Genomic DNA, 17,760 nt, shown 5'->3' on the forward strand with positions numbered 1-17,760 from the left:
CAATAAACACCGGTAAACCAGTAATTATGAATAGCTTAAGTAGGAGAACTCACAAGGTATTATTTTGAGTTACATTTTTTGTATTCCAAACTACGTAATCCAACAATTAAGAAAAGAAATGCAGCAAATAAAAGCACTCTTGGAATAAGAGATAACAATAAGTTAGCTTAAACATGGAATACCAAGTATATTTAAGCTATTTGTAACAAAGATTATAACTAATACAGTCAAAAGGAGGTCGATAGAATGGATGCACAACGAGCACAAGAAATTACTTCTTCACCAGATATTATTGATGTAACCTATAATGGAGAAGCCATTTACATTGAGCACGTGGATGAACAAAATGGAACAGCTACTATCCATTTCCTTAACGAACCAAATAATAAACAAAGTGTTTCTGTAACAAGCCTAAATGAACAAAATGTTTGAAGTATCCCATAACAAGCCTCCACCTTATAGTGGGGGTTTCAACTTTTGATCAAAATAATTTGAGTATTACCTCAACCATTCACCTAATCTTCTTAAGAACAGGCTCTGTTAAAGCTTAATGTTGATATGAGGTTAAAGAAATTAGAACTTCCCGGTTATCTGTAAGTTCTAATTCGTAGTCAGGATGGTGCGGTGCCCTTGATACTGACTAAACTATCCATTTCAAAACTCAATAAATTATTTATACGTTTTACCTCATATTCCCTCATATTTTATCCCCTTTTAATTGCCTAAGTATTGTAGTTTTAAAAAACGCCGTATTGACGATCTCCTTGTTGTAATAAAGCACCAGTTAGCTTAATAAGATATAAAAATATAGATTGAATCGATTATATTTACCCTAAAAGGTAGTTAGATAATTCACAAAGACAAGGGTAAGGAATATGGAAAAGAAAATAATTCCCTTTTGTATTCGATTCCTTTTTTTGAACCAATTCCACCTTTGACTATCAGTGCTAAACATTATGTAATCTATAATAGCAAATAAAAGTATCCCAAATGTTACCAATGTAAATTCCAAAATAGTCATCCCCTAATTCATTCTTAACTATAATTCATACGTTATATTTATTAAATAGTTTCGTCCCTCTTTAAGTAAACTGCCCCTTTAGTTAAAAAAGACCGCCGTATTGACGATCTCCTTGTTGTAATAAAGCACCCGTTAGTTGATTAACATCTCCCCTTTTATTTCAAACCAAATATTCTCTACTATCACTAAACATATGATTGCTAAAATAAAGGCTGTTACAGAGAGTACGACCTTGTTTCGTAACCTGGTATTGAACCGTATGTACAACTTTCCTATCAAGCTGATAAGCAGTATAAAGATAGGAGCTGTTATAGCTATTGCTATTAAATCAACAAGAGAAAATGGTTTGCTGATGTATGGGTCAGAATAGATATTGAGAAGAAGAAGTGCGATAAATAAGACGAATTGATAAATAAAAAATCTTACAGGACTCATAAATGATGGATTCCCTTCTATGTAGTGTTATGTAAAGTATAAATCCTCAAAGAAAAAATAAATAAACTTTTAAGCCAACTTGTCTTGTTGAACTATCCTGCCCCGTTAGTTTAAGTACAATATTTCACAAAGTTATTATACCATATATTAGTAATTCTCAGAAAACTAAACAATATCCTTGTCATTATAATAGTAAAATCCGTCTAAATTTAGACGGATTTTATATGCCATTTTATCGGTCAATTATAATGTCATTTGAGTCGTGTTTTTTGAAAATGCACCTCAAAACGGAACCCTTTAATCGTATGGGGCCGCTTTTTATATATATTTTATCCTTATCAGCTCATCGCCATTAATCCACTCTGGAAAGAAATCAACTTTTAGCGAAATTGGTGACTCCTGCCCAAGTCGTTCATCTACTTCAGATGATGTTGTAAACGAACTACCAAAATAAAGTACATTCCCATTTGCATCATATGATTGACAGAAGTAGGAATAAGGGAATTCTTCATGATACTTAAATAGCATTCTCTGGACTTCGCAAATATGCGAATGCCGTTTTATATAAATCTATTTTATATAAAACGGCATCAAGCGCAAAAAAAGCTTCATCATCACCTGATATGGCTTTTAACGCATCCTCGCGCAAGTCTTCTCCCCCATCCTAAATGCAGTTATATAAATTAGACTGCTAGTTACGGAAAAAGTTTTATTCTTTTTCTTATAAATGAGAATGAAGTTGCGTGTAGTACATATATAATAAGCATAATAGTTCAATAGGGGGATCATTACATGCCATATGTTAAGGTTGACTCGGAGACAAAGCTATTCTATGAGGACAAAGGAAGCGGACAGACGATTATTTTTATTCACGGTGTGATGATGAGCAGTAAATTCTTCCGTAAGCAACTTTCATTTTTCAGTGAAAACTATCGCATTATCGCATTAGATCTTCGGGGACATGGACAATCCAGCAAAGTTGAACACGGGCATACTGTTGGGCAATACGCAAGAGATCTAAAAACATTTATTGAAAAGTTAGAATTGAAGGATGTGATTTTAGTAGGGTGGTCAATGGGATCATTCGTTGTCTGGGATTATGTAAATCAATTTGGCACAGATTATATTAAGGCAGTAACGATTGTCGATCAATCTGCTTCTGATTATATTTGGCCAGGCTGGGAGTTTGGTGCTTTTGATTTTGCAGCATTAACTGGGCTAATGCAGGTAATCCAAGAAGATCAGCATGGATTCAATCGAAATTTCATAGATGGCATGTTTAAGAAAAAACCTTCAGATGAAGATGTCCAATGGATTTTGGCAGAAATGAATAAGTTGCCAGCGTCGATTGAGAGCACCATCGTTTTTAATCAATCTATCGTTGATTATCGAGAGACTCTATCCAATGTGGATGTCCCAACACTGATCTGTTTTGGCACTGTTGGCTTTTTTACAATAGAAGCTGGGGAATACATCCAGGAAAAAATAGCCGGATCAAAACTAGTAGCATTTGAAAATAGCAGTCATTTGCTATTTTTAGAGGAAACAGACAAGTTCAATCGAGAGTTAGATACGTTTTTTAGAAATTTATAATTATCTGGATAACTATACAATAGTATCTCCACTATACTACGAGCGGTGATACTATTGCAGTTTATAAATCAGTGGGGTTACTACTGCATCTGCTAAAAAATCAAGAATGGACCTTCCTATTTTATATGAACTACCTTATTTTCCATCCGGCCGATCTTTTCAATTTCCAGTGCAACAACATCCCCATCTTTTAGAAACTGTGGCGGATCCATCGCAAACCCTACCCCATCAGGAGTCCCAGTTAAAATAATATCCCCTGGATTCAATGTGATTAAATTAGAAATAAACTCAACAAGAAAAGGGATATCAAAAATTAAATGACTTGTATTTGATGATTGACGTTCCATACCGTTCACAAAGGAGCGGATTGCTAAGTTTCCAGGCTCACTAATTTCATCTCCAGTCACTACCCATGGACCGATTGGTGTACAGCGATCTAATGTTTTTCCCTGGAGCCATTGTGGTGTACGCTTTTGTAGATCTCTAGCTGAAGTGTCATTTCCAATCGTATAGCCAGCAATATAGGATAGCGCCTCCTCCCTCTTCACCTTTGTAGCCTCTTTGCCAATTACCAAAGCTAACTCAACCTCATAGTCTAACTTCTTTGTTACATCCGATGTTTCAATCGCATCCTCTGGTCCGATTAATGCATTATTAAATTTTGCAAAGAGAACGGGATATTCTGGGATATCACTCTGCATTTCTGCAACATGATCCGCATAGTTTTTTCCAACACAGATAATCTTTCCAGGTGAAGATATTGGAGTTCCAAGATTAATATCCTCTAGTTTTAAACTCTCAAGTTCATCTTTTTTATTCAAAATGTACCGACATGCTTCTTCAGCTTTTTCAATTGCTGGTAACCCAATAGCGAAGAATCGCGATGGCTCCGCTGGTAGAATCGTATCTAATTCATCAACTAATTGTTCCTCTTTTTTTGATAAAAGGAATGCCTGATATGCTGCTTGGATGTCGAGTACAAATTCCCCATGAATCGCCCCAATACGATAATTACCCGAGTTAGATTTAGTTCGATAGCTTACGAGTTTCATTCCCACACTCTCCATTCATAAATCGTTATATGATTTCATTTTACCAATAGAATCACTTTTTAAACAAGTCAGTATTTTATAGCAGAGTATTTTTCTCTTAATCTTCACGAAGTATTCAAATTTCAATCATTGAGTAGTATCATAAGGCGATGAATTTTTGTTATACTATTATTTAAGTATAAATACCCCTTCTATAGATAGAAATAATTGTTACAGGAGAATTTTCAGGGAGGTAATGCAGTGAGGAGATTTGCTATATTTTTCGCGATTTTAATTGTTGCTGCTTTATCTGCATGCGGAGCTAAAGAAGACTCCACCAATGCTGATTCAGAAGAGATTGTTCCGTTAGAGGTAGAATTTTCAGTTCCAGAAACAGCTGAAGTAGATGAAGAAGTAAAACTTATAGCAACCGTTACATATGGAGAAGAATCTGTTGCTGAAGCAGATGATGTAACTTTCGAAATATGGGAGCAAGGCATGGAAGATAAAAGTAATAAGTACGAAGCAACAAATAACGGCGATGGTACTTATACAATGGAAACCTCTTTTGACCATGATGGTATTTATGAGATGTTTGCACATGTAACAGCAAAAGATATGCATACAATGCCAAAAAAATCGATAACAGTTGGGAGTAGTCCGAGCCATGATTCCGACCATGAACAAACCCATACTCATGAGCAAGGTGAAGTTACAGATGGTTTCGCGATGCATTTCATGGAGCCAAAATCATTGAGAGCTGCTGAAGAAACGCCTCTAAAAGTTCATGTACAACTTGACAATCAACCTTTAGAGCAAGCTAGTATACGATTTGAGATTTGGAATGAGGAAACACCGGACAAGCATGAATGGGTAAATGCGAGAGAAGCAGCTGCAGGAGAATATTTCGGAGATTTCGTATTTCAAGAAGCAGGTACGTATCAACTGGCGGTTCATGTTGAAAATGAAGATGGATTACATGAGCATCAGGAATTTGAAATAAACGTAACGAAATAATTTCGATATAAAAGGAATTCCAAGTTTATTGGGATTCCTTTTATAGATTACTTTAATTGAAATTGAATAGCCGTGCAAAAATCAGACATTTGGCTTATACTAATTTTAGATAAGTTAAATAATTAGGGGGAAGAGAATGAACGATGTTTCACTTCGAGAAAAAAGCATTGTAATGATTGGTTTTATGGGGGTTGGTAAAACAACCATTGGTAAAGCAGTAGCAAAAAGATTATACAGGGACTTTATTGATATTGACGAAGAGATTGAGAAAAAATTCAACATGCCAACCTCTGATATTTTTAAACAATATGGCGAAAAGACATTCCGTGAAACAGAGAAAGAAATAATTATCCAATCCTGCAAACAAAAACTAAAAATCATTTCGGTTGGTGGAGGCGCATTTCTTCAAGAAGAAATTAGGAATGCTTGTTTATCAGATTGTATCGTTTTCTTCCTCGATTTGTCTTGGGATAATTGGAAGGAGCGAATAAGCCTGCTAATCGATAGTCGCCCTGTTTTGCAAGGCAAAAATATTGAACAAATTGAGGAGCTCTTCAATGAACGCCAGCCGATTTATTCGGAGCATCATTCGAGGGTCAGTACAGATAATTTGGTAGTTGATGAAGTTGCGGATTATATTGCAGAAGCTTTGAAAACGGCATGGGATATACATGAGCCGAATGCTGGTTGATAGAGAGAATTTTAGAGATTTTATTACTAAAGACCCTATTCTAACGAGCTAATTTATTTTTAAAAAATCTGATTAAAGTAGGCGATATAAACTGCGGACTAGCTAAGGAAAACTATTGCTTACTGGCGCTACGAAATTACACTTCGCTGGAACGGTGTAAATTACCATTTATACATACATAGATCACATAAAAATAGAAACAAACACCAAAATAATCCACCTAAAACAAACAGGACTCCAATTTGGAAGTCCTGTTAATAATTTTAGTACTGTACCAGAAATATAGTCGTTCACTGCTCAAAATACTGTTCAACTTCACTGTCATCTTGTAAATGCTCTTGTATAAAGCTATTTAGATCGTCCGCATTTGTGAATTCACTAAAATCTGCCTCATACCATTTCTGCAATTTTTCCTTCGTTACGGTTAACTCTTCTTTATCAAAGATAAAGGTTACCCATTCTACATTGTGAATCAAGGTAAATAAAAACGCAGCATTGTTAATAGCTGTTTCTTTGTAATCCCCTGTTTCGATATCCTGATAATTTAAGATTATTCCATATGGTTCTTCATTCGTTTGTAGTTCAAATCCATTAACATATTCGCCCTCTGGTAGTTGACTTACAATGTTCCCTACCGCACTATTATCTCCAACATGGGAATCTTTATATTGGAAAATATCCTCATCATTTGTATCAATCGAATTACATCCATTTAAGAGTAACATTATTAGTAAGAGTAGCATGAAAATCTTGGCCATTTTCCACATTTTTATATCTCCTTGTAAAGGTTAATTTTCAATCAGTGGAAGTGAATTTTATTCCACACTGATTGTTAGTTGAATAGAATCGGACATTCATAGGCACTAGCATCCCCATCTAAACTTCCTCCAAATCTTGAAATATTGATATAATTGTTTTCCCCCTGTTACATACGGGATAACTTACATATTACTTTTCTGATTAAATATTGTTAGGTTCTCTTTTTGATACGTCCTTTAAGCGTATTATGTTTCATTTATTGAAAACTAGCGAATGCATTTCGAATCAAGTTGGTTTTCAATTCGTTTTCAATTCGCTTTCAATTCTTTTTAGACAAAAAATAGCAAAGAATAGATTACTATCTATCCTTTGCTATTTTAGTATTCACCGACGCGCCCAGAGGGATTCGAACCCCCGGCAAACCTGGTACCGGAAACCAGTGCTCTATCCAGCTGAGCTATGGGCGCATATTCAATTTAAAAATGACACATATGCTATTATATCGTTTTTTCCTTATAGTTACAAGTGTTTTCTTAAGCTTTTTTAATTATCACGTTTATTCCCTTAAAATAAGGGTATCATGGAGAAGATATTTTTTTATATTTATCAGAGGTTTTTGTTTGACCTTTATTGACCTTTGAGCTATTATAAAAATAGATCCATAAGTTAGTTGGATGAAACTTGTTTTTATATAAGGAGGATTTATAAATGAATTTAGTACCTACAGTTATTGAACAAACCAACCGTGGCGAACGCGCATATGACATTTACTCACGTTTACTTAAAGACCGTATTATTTTACTAGGAAGTGCAATTGATGATAACGTTGCAAACTCTATTGTAGCACAATTACTATTCCTTGAAGCAGAAGATCCAGGCAAGGACATTTCATTGTATATCAACTCACCAGGTGGTTCAATCACAGCTGGAATGGCGATTTACGATACGATGAATTTCATCAAGTCTGATGTTTCTACAATTTGTATCGGTATGGCTGCATCAATGGGGGCATTCCTACTAACTGCTGGAGAAAAAGGAAAACGTTTCGCATTACCTAATAGTGAAATCATGATCCACCAACCATTAGGCGGAACTCAAGGACAAGCTACAGATATTGAAATCCATGCAAAACGTATTATCGAAATCAAAAAACGCATGAATGAAATTATGTCTGAGAAGACTGGTCAACCATTAGAAGTTATTGAACGAGATACAGAACGTGATAACTTTATGACAGCTCAACGATCTGTTGAATATGGTTTAATCGATAAAATTTTAGAACGTAAAGAAGATGCTAAATAATTTTTGAAAAAATCCCTTTCATTTCCTAATGGAAGGGATTTTTTTAGTAATTTTTCAAACTATCTAATTCGATACTAACGAAGTCAAATGGTTTAAAGCTACTTCCTCATCTGCACCGTCAGCAATCAGCATTACTTTTTCTCCTCTGCCAATTGCTAAACTCATTAATCCCATAATACTTTTTGCGTTCACTTTTTTCCCTTCCTTTTCCAGAAACAGATGTGCAGAATAACGATTTGCCTCCTGAACAAACTGTGCAGCTGGTCTCGCTTGTAACCCCTCAACTAGTTCTACTGTAACTAATCTTTCTATCAACTTCCTCATCCTCCCCTAATTTAGCAGAAAGCATAAAACTTTCTTACTGCATAAGTGCACTAAGGCTGTCACCGAAAGATTTGGTGACGCCATTTTTAAAGAAAACGCTGTCATTATTACTTAATAACAAACTAACAATGCTTTTAACAATGTTAGTCGTTGAGACATATAAACTTAACAGAATCATAAATTTTGTAAATTATCTGTATTATATCATGTATTTCACTAAAAGAAAATAATTCCTACTAAGATGGTTGAATTTGATTTTTTTGCATTACTTCTCCTTGTTTTATCTTTGCTGCGAATTCATCGATTTTTTTTAATCGATGATTCACCCCAGATTTCGAGATTTTCCCACCGGAAACTAGTTCTCCTAGTTCTTTTAATGACACTTCCTGATGTTCTACACGCAATCTTGCAATTTCCTGTAATTTTTCCGGAAGTTGATCAAGACCAACCGTATTTTCAATTAGTTTAATATTTTCAATTTGCCGGAAAGCCGCGCCAATGGTTTTATTTAAGTTTGCTGTTTCGCAGTTTACAAGACGATTAACCGAATTTCGCATATCACGAACAATTCGGACATCCTCAAACTTAAATAATGCAATATTTGCACCAATGATACTCAAAAAGTCCGTAATCTTCTCGGCCTCTTTTATGTAAACAATAAAACCACTCTTTCGCTCCAATGTACGTGCACGAAGGTCAAATGAATTTAATAAGTCACATAAAGCATCATTATGTTCACGATGATAATTAAATATTTCTAAATGATAGGAAGATGTTTCAGGATTATTAATTGAACCACCTGCTAGGAAAGCACCACGTAAGTAGGACCTTTTACAACAGGTTTTGGCTAGGATTTTATCCGAAATCGTCCTGATAATGGTATAGGAATCTTTAATGATTTCTAACTCCGTCAAAAAATCACGGACCTTTTCTTTTAACCGAACAATATAAATATTGTTCTTCTTTAACTTCATTTTTTTACGGACTAGTAATTCAACAGGAAATCCATAGCTTTCTTTAATTAATGTATAGATGCGTCTTGCGATCGCAGCATTCTCTGTTTGTACATCAAGCGTGTAATTCCTGCTGGAAAACGAAATTGCGCCATTCATCCTGATTAAGGCAGCAAGTTCGGCATGTAAACAGCAATCATCAACTTCAATCGCAGTTAATTCCTTCTTTATTTCCGAAGCAAAGGACATCTTCTTTCCCTCCTTTACCATTATTAATACAATCGTTAAGCTTGCTGCAATATCGAGTAAAGCAAGTTTGCGATTTTATTATTATCATGTCGTACCGTTGAATTAGAATAATTAATAATATCACCTTCAATTATTTCTAATCCCATTTCCAATAATTTTAACGTGTCATAAACAACCGGTTCTGCATTTTCTTCTGCATAAATATCACGAACCGCCTGTTTAATTGGTTCATTATGAACAACAACTGCATCTAGACAGCCAGTTCCAATATGATCAGTAATTGCTTTAACATGGTCTGATGCTTTATAACCGGTTGTTTCACCTGCTTGTGTCATCACATTACACACATAAACGACCTTCGCCTTTGTCTCTTTCAGCGCTACGTCAATCTTTGGTATAATGAGATTCGGCATAATACTCGTATATAAACTTCCGGGTGAAATAACGACTAAATCAGCTTTTTGAATTGCATGGATTGCATTTGGCAGTGGTTTGACTGGCTCCGGACTTAAAAACACGCGGTCAATTCGTTTTCTTTCGAGCGGAATATTCGATTCACCGGTAACGATGGACCCATCTGTAAACTTTGCATTCAGAGCCATATTTTGATTTGATATTGGATAAATTTCTCCCTTTACATTTAATACGCGAGAAATTTCTTTTATTCCTGTGAAAAAATCACCAGTAATCGACGTCATCGCAGCTAATAAAAGATTCCCCATTGAATGACCAGACAATCCATTCCCTACTGAAAATCGATGCTGGAATAACTCTAATAGCATCGGTTCCACATCTGATAACGCGGCAATTACATTTCGAATATCTCCTGGTGCAGGGATTGCCATTTCACTGCGCAATCGACCTGAACTACCGCCATCATCTGCAACAGTAACGAGTGCCGTCAAATCAATTGGTAAATTCTTTAATCCACGTAATAGAACTGGCATCCCAGTTCCACCACCCATCACAACAATTCTAGGACGCTTTTTGTTCGTCATCATTAATTTCCCTTTCTCTTATCAATATCCCGATGTGTAACGTGTGTGATGTAATTAGCAGATAATACGTTAGCGAAATGCTCCGCTAATGCTACGGAACGATGCTGCCCCCCTGTACAACCGATAGCAACAACAAGCTGTGATTTCCCCTCTTTTTTATATTGAGGAAGCATAAATTGCAATAAATCAAGAACTTTATCATTAAACGTCTGTGTATCAGACCATTTAAAAACATATGAAGCTACGTCCTGATTTAAACCTGTTAGTGGCTGTAAATGTGAAACATAATGTGGGTTAGGCAAGAACCTTACATCAAAAACAAGATCTGCATCGATTGGAATCCCGTATTTAAATCCAAAGGAAACCATGTGTACCGAGAATATTTCCTGTTTATCTTCAGAATATATTTTTACAATTTTCTCTCGTAATTCACGAGGTTTTAAATTGGTTGTATCAATAATACGTTGAGCTCTTCCTCGTAATTGATCGAGGATCTCGCGTTCTTGGTGGATACCATTCAGTGGAAGTCCGCCAACTGCTAATGGGTGTGCACGTCTTGTTTCTTTATACCGGCTGACTAGCTTCTCATCCTTAGCATCTAAAAATAGTATATGCTCTTCCAGCCAATTTTCTTTCCCAACTGTATCTAATGCATCAAATAAGGAATCAAAGAATTCACGGCCACGCAAATCCATTACAAGTGCTACTTTTTGAATAGTATTTGAGGAATCACGCATTAAATCTAAAAATTTTGGCAGCAATGTAGGGGGTAAGTTATCTACACAGTAATAACCTAAATCTTCAAAGCTTTGCACTGCAACCGTCTTTCCAGCTCCTGACATCCCTGTTATAATAACTAATTTCGTTTCCATATCTCCGTCTTTCATTGTCGATCTCCCCCTTATATAAACCGTAAAGGTGTTGATAGAACACTAATCATATCGATCCATTTGTATAACTATACGAAAGTAGCCCGAACTAAATACCTTAATCCGTTGAATATGAAAAAAGTTCCCTATGTTTATTATACTATGGATAAAGCAAAACTTCCATTCGTCTTGGTCAGGAAAGATTAAAAACCATGATCAAATAAGCCGTTTAATTCGACAATTGGCTTCTAAGCTGTTCTACAAAAAAAGACACAGGTGCAAGCACCTGTGCAAAAACTAATTTATCTATTAAAAGGGGGTCAATTAGTTACTTATATATTACCTCATTTATGTTGCGAATGTATTACAGTAGCGTTAAAAAGCAGTTAAATAATTATTTTGCAGCTGTTTTCGCCTCTTCTGCAAGATCTTCTACATACTTGATCGCAGATTCAGCAGCAATACTTCCATCACCGGTCGCTGTCACAATTTGTCGAAGTTGTTTCTCACGAATATCGCCTGCAGCAAATACACCTGGCACACTCGTTTCCATGTTTTCATTCGTTGGAATGTAGCCTTCTTCATTTGTAATACCAAGCGATTTAAATGGTTCACTAAGTGGAACCATTCCGATGTATACAAAGACACCATCCGCAGCGAATTCCGATTCTTCGCCAGTAATTTTATTTTGAAGGGTTACACTGCTTACTTTTCCTTCTGGTCCATTGATTTTCTTCACAACGGTATCCCAAATAAAATCAATCTTTTCATTTGCAAATGCACGTTGTTGAATAATCTTTTGAGCACGTAATTCATCACGACGGTGAACAATGGTAACTTTGTCTGCAAATCGTGTTAAATAAATCCCTTCCTCAACTGCAGAATCTCCACCACCGATAACTACGAGATTCTTCTGCTTAAAGAATGCACCATCACATACTGCACAATATGATACACCTCGGCCACCGAGTTCATTTTCACCCTCGATACCCAATTTCTTAAATTGCGCACCAGTCGTAATAATCAGTGCTCTCGTATTATATTCTTTATTCCCAGCAATAACTGTCTTATAATTACCATGATCAACGACTTCTTTGATTTCTCCGTATGCATATTCTGCTCCGAATTTCTTTGCATGATCAAACATTTTCGTTGACAGTTCTGGTCCTAAAATATTGTCATATCCTGGATAGTTCTCCACATCTTCTGTGTTTGCCATTTGTCCTCCAGGCATTCCTCGTTCTAACATTAATGTATCTAAGTTTGCACGAGATGCATACACTGCTGCTGTCATTCCTGCTGGTCCTGCACCGGCAATAATTACATCATACATACGTTCTTCGGACATATTGATCGTCCTTTCTTTATATTATTTACTTTACACTTATTATTAGCTTAATCAAATAATCTTTTTTCGTCTATTATTCTGCTCAAGAAAGGGACCTTTTATTTTTATCCCCAAGGTCCCTCTTCTTTCGATAATATTGGATGCTGCTTGCATCCTTCTTCCCATAATAAAAGCGCCTTTTCTGGCTCTCCAACTTGAAAGGCAGTGGTACTGTACCATCTATAATAGGATGGATGGTTTTTGACAATCCCTTTTGAAAGTGATATAAAACGCAGATAAGCATCCTGATATCTTGCTGTTCTCGCTAATGTTACAGCAATACGCAGTTTTTGCTGTTCATGAATTGGATATACATTTAGTAATGAATGCATATGTTTTTCAAATTCTGCTTGTTCATTTAATTCATGATAAAACAGTGCTAGATTCATATGACTATACAATGTGTTTGGATTTTGCTTTAGAATATCCAATTCTATTTGTACTGCTTCTTCTTTACGTCCTAAAAAAAATAGGGCTTGAGAGTAATCATGCTTCGCAAGCATATACTCAGGAAATAGTGTAATCATTTTTTCAATTACCGGAAGTGCTTTTTCCCATTCCATATTTTCCATATGGTAAAATGCCGTTTCCTGATAGATGAGCAATTCATCTTCATCCTCAAGCTCAAAGTCATCATCTTCATCGTCCACATCAGCAATATCAATTAAATCTAATAAAGCGATAGCATCCTCTCTAAACTCGCCATTTGGCTCTTTTTCGAGGTAGAGATTTACATATTTTTCCGCATCATTCAATAATCCTAAATGTGCGTAATTATTTGCAATTAAATAATAACAATCCGTATATTCCGTTGATTGTAATACATTCGTTAACAACTGGTTTGCAGCATGGTATGCACCAATTTCTGTATAAATAACGGACATTTGACATTGATATAAAGGATCATTAGGCTTCGCTTCAATCGCCTTTTTCATCCATTTTACAGCAATATTAAACTTTCTATTTTGAAAGGCTTCGACACCTTTTGTGAAATAAAAGTCACCTTCAGGAATAAAAGGGATAATGTTATTTGATTTTTCTTTTGCTTTATTTTTCACTTGTGCCATCGATATCCCCCTAACTTCAAGACATACACACGTGAAAGTATACCACATAACAACCCGTAATTAATAGCCTATGGGTAAAAATGTCGGTGGTATACTTCTATTTTGTCTATCTATTACAGCTTAGGGGGGTGCCATCTTTATGATTATATAGTTGGTGTAACTGCTTCATGCAATAACTGTTCTAATTCGGCAATATAACGCTGCTTCTGCTCTCCGCTCCATCGTAAAGTCTTCGCCATATATTGTATGACATTTTCCTTGTTTCTTCTCACCCAATTTATGTCAAAAAACAATGCTCCCGTCCTTCGAATGAAGAAATCAACAGGTTTATATGCTGCTTCATTTTCCATTGCGTAAATGAGTTTGGCAAATACAGCTGGATCGATTCCCTCTTTTTCCGCCTCTTCTTTTCGATCTTGATAAATGTCATAAAGTGTATCAACATTCGATCCATATATCGAAGCCAAATCTAAAGCTGTAGTTTTATTTAATCCTAGAGCAACACCATCAGCTACTTTCCTTTGCAGAAATGTTTGGTAACCTTTAGAACCACCCACGTCTCCACCAGATATAGGTAAATCGATTGTTTCCGATTTTGTATATAGAATTCCTTCTTCAGTTTTTAATTGTTCAACTACTGTATCAACTGCCTGTTCAGCCATTTTCCGATATCCGGTTAATTTTCCACCGGCCATTGAGATTAGACCTGAATCAGATACAAAGATTTCATCCTTACGTGAGATTTCACTCGGGCTATTTTTTCCTTCTTCCTCAATTAATGGACGAATTCCTGCCCAGCTTGATTCTACATCCTTTTTCTGCATATTGAGTGATGGGAACATATAATTGATAGCATCGAGTACATAGGTTTCATCTGCCTCTGTCATTACAGGATGAGCTATATCACCCTCATACGTTGTATCTGTTGTCCCTACATATGTTTTATTATCTCGTGGTATGGCGAAAATCATCCGTCCGTCTGGTGTATCAAAATAGATTGCTTGTTCTAACGGGAATACCTCTTTTGGAAATACAAGATGAATTCCTTTCGTTAAATGCAAGGTTTTACCTTTTTTCGAACCATCAATTTCTCGTAATTCATCGACCCAAGGACCACCAGCATTAATAATCTTTTTCGCATGAAGGCTGTATGTCTCTTGAGTGATTTGATCCTCGACCGTTATTCCAGAAATCTTATGAGATTCATCATAAATAAATTCTGTCACTTTTGCATAATTTATCGCATGAGCCCCTCTTTCCACAGCTTTCTTCATAACCTCTATAGTCAATCTTGCATCATCTGTTTTATATTCCACATAATAACCTGCACCTTTCAGTCCATCTTTTTTAATTAAAGGTTCTTTTTGCAAAGCTTGCTCTGGACTAAACATTTTTCGGCGTTCACTTTTCTTCACCCCTGCCAAAAAGTCATACACTCGTAGTCCTATATTCGTTGTGAATGGCCCTAATGTGCTGCCTTTATGGAATGGCAACATCATCCACTCTGGGGTCGTTACATGCGGTCCATTTTCGTAAACAATCTCTCGTTCCTTACCAATTTCTGCTACCATTTTAATTTCAAATTGCTGCAAATATCGTAATCCTCCATGGACAAGCTTTGTTGATCGGCTGGAGGTTCCACCAGCGAAATCCTGCATTTCCACTAGGCCAACTTTTAATCCTCGTGTTACGGCATCTAAAGCAATTCCTGCACCAGTAATACCGCCACCAACGATTAATACATCTAAAGACTCGTTTTCTAATTTGTTGAAAGTATCTTTACGATTGAAGCTTGATAATATCGTCATATCTAACACTTCCTATTCTTATTTTGTTAAAATCTGAGTAGTATTTCTTTATGTTTCATATTTCATTTTTTAGAATGTTTAGGATGGCAATGAATACAAAAAAGCCGCAAACAAGCTAATGCATATTTGCACTAACTGTTGCGGCTTCTCCAATTCTCCGTCCAAAGCTTATTAACTTAAATTTAATATAACATATTTTCTAACCCGAGTACAGTAATTTGATTGATCATTTAGAAAGCCTTCTCAACCGCATTTATGACCTCTTCCAAACTTTTTCCCATTCCAGATTCAACAGCCGCAACATATGAGCCTTCAACTAAAGGCGCTTCAATTAATACCGCTTTCATTTCTGTTATTTCGATTGCCATTTCTGCGTTCATTTTTGCACTACCAATATCATAGAATAGGATTACACCTTTCCCTCTGTCTGCAGCTTTTATTGCATCTGCAATCTTATCCATACTTGTCCCAATCTCGTTTTCTTCTGTTCCGCCAGCCAATTCAATTGGAACATCATGGATTACTTGGCGAATTAACTCTTTCACACCTTCCACTATTTTGGGGCTATGAGAAATTAGTACGATTCCAACGTATGTCATCTATTTTCTCCCTTTGATTACTTCTGCTAAAGCTTCAAAAATTATATATGTGGAAGCAGCGCCTGGGTCAATATGTCCAATTGATTTTTCTTTAAAATATGCTGCTCGCCCCTTCGTTGCGATGATATCCTTTGTATTCTCCGTCGCTCTCTTGGCTACTTCAACAAAAGGATTTTCCTCAAAATTATCTGCCGATTGAAAAGCGTCGGCAACAGGTGACCAAACATCAATCATCGTTTTCTCACCAAGTGTTGCTTTTCCACGTTGCATTACGCCTTGTAATGCTTCTTCAAGACCGTTCGTAAAACTAGGATATTCAACTGGATTAATACCTTTAACAGCTTGGGAAAATTTCAAGAAGGCAGTCCCGAACAATGGACCAGAAGCGCCACCGACCTTAGATATTAGGGTCATTGCCACATCTTTTAAAACATCTGCAACTTCTTCGTATTCCTGTGCTGATAGTTTACTCATGACTTCTTGAAACCCTCTAGCCATATTAATTCCATGATCACTATCCCCAATTACTTGGTCCAGGGAGGTTAAGTATTCTTTGTTTTCTTGAATTTTATCATTTACCTTTGTAAACCATTGTATGGCATCTTCTACTCGAAATTCCATGTTTCTCCTCCTTACACACGAAAAGCAGGCGCCTCTGACCCGAAATCAAGCAAACTTTTAAGTTCATCATCTAGTTTCAGTAGGGTCACAGAAAAACCAGCCATTTCTAATGCTGTCATATATTCCCCAACAAACGTTTTGTAAACATGAATGCCTTTTTCAATTAGAGTTTCATTTACCTTACTGTTTACAACATATAATTCCATTTCTGGTGTAGAGCCTAATCCATTAATCATGACGGCAACTTCATCACCGTTTTCATGTATACCATCCTCAAGAATTTTATTAACCAATTCACTGGCAATTTCATCTGCAGTCGAAATTTCCTTCCGCTCTATTCCCGACTCACCATGAATGCCAATTCCAATTTCCATTTCATTTTCCTTTAGCTCAAAGCTAGGCTTACCAGCAGCAGGAACAGTACAGGGCGTTAAAGCCATTCCCATCGAACGGACATTTGCAACTACTCTTTCGGCAACTGATTTCACCTCATCTAATGCTGCACCTTGCTCCGCCTTTGCACCAGCAATTTTATGGACGAAGATAGTGCCCGCAATTCCTCTCCTGCCTGTAGTAAAGGAACTATCCTCGACGGCAACATCATCGTTAACTATTACATGCTCCACCCTAATTCCTTCTGCTTCAGCTAATTCAGAAGCCATCTCAAAATTCAGCACATCACCAGTATAATTTTTTATCACTAGAAAAACACCAGCACCACCATCTACTGCTTTGATAGCTTCTAACACCTGATCCGGAGTAGGAGATGTAAAAACCTCCCCTGCAACAGCAGCATCAAGCATTCCTTTACCCACATACCCGGCGTGGGCAGGCTCATGGCCACTTCCACCGCCGCTTACTAAGCCAACTTTATTAATAGTTGGTGCATCACATCTGGCAATCACTGTTGTTTCAGGTAACTGTTTTATCGTTGCAGTATTTGCAGCAACCATCCCTTTTAACATATCTTGGACAACCATATTTGGATCATTAATAATCTTTTTCAAATGGACCACTCTCCTTAGAAAACTTAGCT

General features: G+C 36.4%; 19 protein-coding genes and 1 tRNA gene. 5 read left to right on the forward strand and 15 right to left on the reverse strand.

All coding sequences use genetic code 11. The annotated features are described in order from the left end of the window. Positions 1–246: 246 nt before the first annotated feature. On the forward strand, positions 247–432 hold the full coding sequence (locus CUC15_RS14025; RefSeq protein ID WP_114917253.1) for a small acid-soluble spore protein H: 186 nt from the start codon (positions 247–249) through the stop codon (positions 430–432). Positions 433–1,774: 1,342 nt separating this feature from the next. Here CUC15_RS14025 and CUC15_RS14040 read toward each other — a convergent pair. Beyond that, positions 1,775–1,984: a hypothetical protein gene (locus CUC15_RS14040; protein WP_114917256.1), complete on the reverse strand. Its 210-nt coding sequence runs from the start codon at positions 1,982–1,984 to the stop codon at positions 1,775–1,777. Beyond that, positions 1,974–2,105: a hypothetical protein gene (locus CUC15_RS20670; RefSeq protein ID WP_278309175.1), complete on the reverse strand. Its 132-nt coding sequence runs from the start codon at positions 2,103–2,105 to the stop codon at positions 1,974–1,976. Before CUC15_RS20670 ends, CUC15_RS14040 begins: the two co-directional genes overlap by 11 nt. A 143-nt stretch (positions 2,106–2,248) precedes the next feature. Between CUC15_RS20670 and CUC15_RS14045 the strand changes: the two genes are divergently transcribed. Next, positions 2,249–3,049, forward strand: a complete 801-nt coding sequence (locus CUC15_RS14045; RefSeq protein WP_114917257.1) for an alpha/beta fold hydrolase — start codon at positions 2,249–2,251, stop codon at positions 3,047–3,049. A gap of 116 nt (positions 3,050–3,165) precedes the next feature. Here CUC15_RS14045 and CUC15_RS14050 read toward each other — a convergent pair whose 3' ends face one another. Further along, positions 3,166–4,101: a fumarylacetoacetate hydrolase family protein gene (locus CUC15_RS14050; RefSeq protein WP_114917258.1), complete on the reverse strand. Its 936-nt coding sequence runs from the start codon at positions 4,099–4,101 to the stop codon at positions 3,166–3,168. 240 nt (positions 4,102–4,341) lie between these two features. Here CUC15_RS14050 and CUC15_RS14055 point away from each other — a divergent pair, with 240 nt between their 5' ends. Continuing rightward, positions 4,342–5,097, forward strand: coding sequence for a FixH family protein (locus tag CUC15_RS14055; RefSeq protein ID WP_114917259.1), 756 nt, complete (start codon positions 4,342–4,344; stop codon positions 5,095–5,097). 136 nt (positions 5,098–5,233) lie between these two features. Beyond that, the gene (locus CUC15_RS14060) at positions 5,234–5,788 is read left to right on the forward strand and encodes a shikimate kinase (RefSeq protein ID WP_114917260.1); all 555 of its coding nucleotides are present in this window, start codon (positions 5,234–5,236) and stop codon (positions 5,786–5,788) included. A 290-nt stretch (positions 5,789–6,078) separates the two neighbouring features. Here CUC15_RS14060 and CUC15_RS14065 read toward each other — a convergent pair whose 3' ends face one another. Further along, positions 6,079–6,555 carry a DUF4825 domain-containing protein gene (locus tag CUC15_RS14065; RefSeq protein ID WP_114917261.1) on the reverse strand — a complete coding sequence of 159 codons (477 nt, stop codon included), beginning with the start codon at positions 6,553–6,555 and terminating at the stop codon, positions 6,079–6,081. A gap of 383 nt (positions 6,556–6,938) precedes the next feature. Next, positions 6,939–7,014, reverse strand: a tRNA-Arg gene (locus CUC15_RS14070). A 241-nt stretch (positions 7,015–7,255) separates the two neighbouring features. Between CUC15_RS14070 and clpP the strand changes: the two genes are divergently transcribed. Beyond that, positions 7,256–7,849: an ATP-dependent Clp endopeptidase proteolytic subunit ClpP gene (clpP, locus tag CUC15_RS14075; RefSeq protein ID WP_114917262.1), complete on the forward strand. Its 594-nt coding sequence runs from the start codon at positions 7,256–7,258 to the stop codon at positions 7,847–7,849. A 63-nt stretch (positions 7,850–7,912) separates the two neighbouring features. On the opposite strand, the gene CUC15_RS14080 is transcribed toward clpP, so the two are convergent. The 10 genes from CUC15_RS14080 to dhaK form a co-directional block, all read right to left on the reverse strand. Further along, the gene (locus CUC15_RS14080; RefSeq protein WP_114917263.1) at positions 7,913–8,164 is read right to left on the reverse strand and encodes an HPr family phosphocarrier protein; all 252 of its coding nucleotides are present in this window, start codon (positions 8,162–8,164) and stop codon (positions 7,913–7,915) included. Between the two features lie 245 nt (positions 8,165–8,409). Beyond that, positions 8,410–9,375: a DNA-binding protein WhiA gene (gene whiA, locus CUC15_RS14085; protein ID WP_114917264.1), complete on the reverse strand. Its 966-nt coding sequence runs from the start codon at positions 9,373–9,375 to the stop codon at positions 8,410–8,412. A gap of 35 nt (positions 9,376–9,410) precedes the next feature. Further along, the gene (locus CUC15_RS14090) at positions 9,411–10,373 is read right to left on the reverse strand and encodes a gluconeogenesis factor YvcK family protein (protein WP_114917265.1); all 963 of its coding nucleotides are present in this window, start codon (positions 10,371–10,373) and stop codon (positions 9,411–9,413) included. A gap of 2 nt (positions 10,374–10,375) precedes the next feature. Continuing rightward, positions 10,376–11,260 (reverse strand): RNase adapter RapZ, encoded by an 885-nt coding sequence (rapZ, locus tag CUC15_RS14095; RefSeq protein ID WP_114917266.1) that lies wholly within the window; start codon positions 11,258–11,260, stop codon positions 10,376–10,378. A 376-nt stretch (positions 11,261–11,636) separates the two neighbouring features. Continuing rightward, entirely contained in the window at positions 11,637–12,590 is a 954-nt protein-coding gene (gene trxB, locus CUC15_RS14100) for a thioredoxin-disulfide reductase (protein WP_114917267.1), read from the reverse strand. A 104-nt stretch (positions 12,591–12,694) separates the two neighbouring features. Beyond that, positions 12,695–13,696 carry a tetratricopeptide repeat protein gene (locus CUC15_RS14105; protein WP_114917268.1) on the reverse strand — a complete coding sequence of 334 codons (1,002 nt, stop codon included), beginning with the start codon at positions 13,694–13,696 and terminating at the stop codon, positions 12,695–12,697. Positions 13,697–13,839: 143 nt separating this feature from the next. Beyond that, the gene (locus tag CUC15_RS14110) at positions 13,840–15,504 is read right to left on the reverse strand and encodes a glycerol-3-phosphate dehydrogenase/oxidase (RefSeq protein WP_114917269.1); all 1,665 of its coding nucleotides are present in this window, start codon (positions 15,502–15,504) and stop codon (positions 13,840–13,842) included. A gap of 230 nt (positions 15,505–15,734) precedes the next feature. Beyond that, positions 15,735–16,103 (reverse strand): dihydroxyacetone kinase phosphoryl donor subunit DhaM, encoded by a 369-nt coding sequence (gene dhaM, locus CUC15_RS14115; protein ID WP_114917270.1) that lies wholly within the window; start codon positions 16,101–16,103, stop codon positions 15,735–15,737. After that, entirely contained in the window at positions 16,104–16,724 is a 621-nt protein-coding gene (gene dhaL / locus CUC15_RS14120; protein WP_114917271.1) for a dihydroxyacetone kinase subunit DhaL, read from the reverse strand. It lies immediately after the preceding gene. An 11-nt stretch (positions 16,725–16,735) separates the two neighbouring features. Beyond that, the gene (gene dhaK, locus CUC15_RS14125; protein WP_114917272.1) at positions 16,736–17,731 is read right to left on the reverse strand and encodes a dihydroxyacetone kinase subunit DhaK; all 996 of its coding nucleotides are present in this window, start codon (positions 17,729–17,731) and stop codon (positions 16,736–16,738) included. Between the last annotated feature and the right edge of the window lie 29 nt (positions 17,732–17,760).

Source organism: Oceanobacillus zhaokaii, assembly GCF_003352005.1.
GTDB lineage: Bacteria > Bacillota > Bacilli > Bacillales > Amphibacillaceae > Oceanobacillus > Oceanobacillus zhaokaii.

Excerpts from the sequence above, each read along its gene's own strand:
- clpP (WP_114917262.1), top strand. The coding sequence starts at position 7,256 with ATGAATTTAGTACCTACAGTTATTGAACAAACCAACCGTGGCGAACGC.
- CUC15_RS14025 (WP_114917253.1), top strand. The coding sequence starts at position 247 with ATGGATGCACAACGAGCACAAGAAATTACTTCTTCACCAGATATTATT.
- rapZ (WP_114917266.1), bottom strand. The coding sequence starts at position 11,260 with ATGAAAGACGGAGATATGGAAACGAAATTAGTTATTATAACAGGGATG.
- CUC15_RS14040 (WP_114917256.1), bottom strand. The coding sequence starts at position 1,984 with ATGCTATTTAAGTATCATGAAGAATTCCCTTATTCCTACTTCTGTCAA.
- CUC15_RS14090 (WP_114917265.1), bottom strand. The coding sequence starts at position 10,373 with ATGACGAACAAAAAGCGTCCTAGAATTGTTGTGATGGGTGGTGGAACT.
- trxB (WP_114917267.1), bottom strand. The coding sequence starts at position 12,590 with ATGTCCGAAGAACGTATGTATGATGTAATTATTGCCGGTGCAGGACCA.
- CUC15_RS14110 (WP_114917269.1), bottom strand. The coding sequence starts at position 15,504 with ATGACGATATTATCAAGCTTCAATCGTAAAGATACTTTCAACAAATTA.
- CUC15_RS14045 (WP_114917257.1), top strand. The coding sequence starts at position 2,249 with ATGCCATATGTTAAGGTTGACTCGGAGACAAAGCTATTCTATGAGGAC.
- dhaL (WP_114917271.1), bottom strand. The coding sequence starts at position 16,724 with ATGGAATTTCGAGTAGAAGATGCCATACAATGGTTTACAAAGGTAAAT.
- CUC15_RS14065 (WP_114917261.1), bottom strand. The coding sequence starts at position 6,555 with ATGTGGAAAATGGCCAAGATTTTCATGCTACTCTTACTAATAATGTTA.
- CUC15_RS14060 (WP_114917260.1), top strand. The coding sequence starts at position 5,234 with ATGAACGATGTTTCACTTCGAGAAAAAAGCATTGTAATGATTGGTTTT.
- CUC15_RS14050 (WP_114917258.1), bottom strand. The coding sequence starts at position 4,101 with ATGAAACTCGTAAGCTATCGAACTAAATCTAACTCGGGTAATTATCGT.
- CUC15_RS14105 (WP_114917268.1), bottom strand. The coding sequence starts at position 13,696 with ATGGCACAAGTGAAAAATAAAGCAAAAGAAAAATCAAATAACATTATC.
- whiA (WP_114917264.1), bottom strand. The coding sequence starts at position 9,375 with ATGTCCTTTGCTTCGGAAATAAAGAAGGAATTAACTGCGATTGAAGTT.
- dhaM (WP_114917270.1), bottom strand. The coding sequence starts at position 16,103 with ATGACATACGTTGGAATCGTACTAATTTCTCATAGCCCCAAAATAGTG.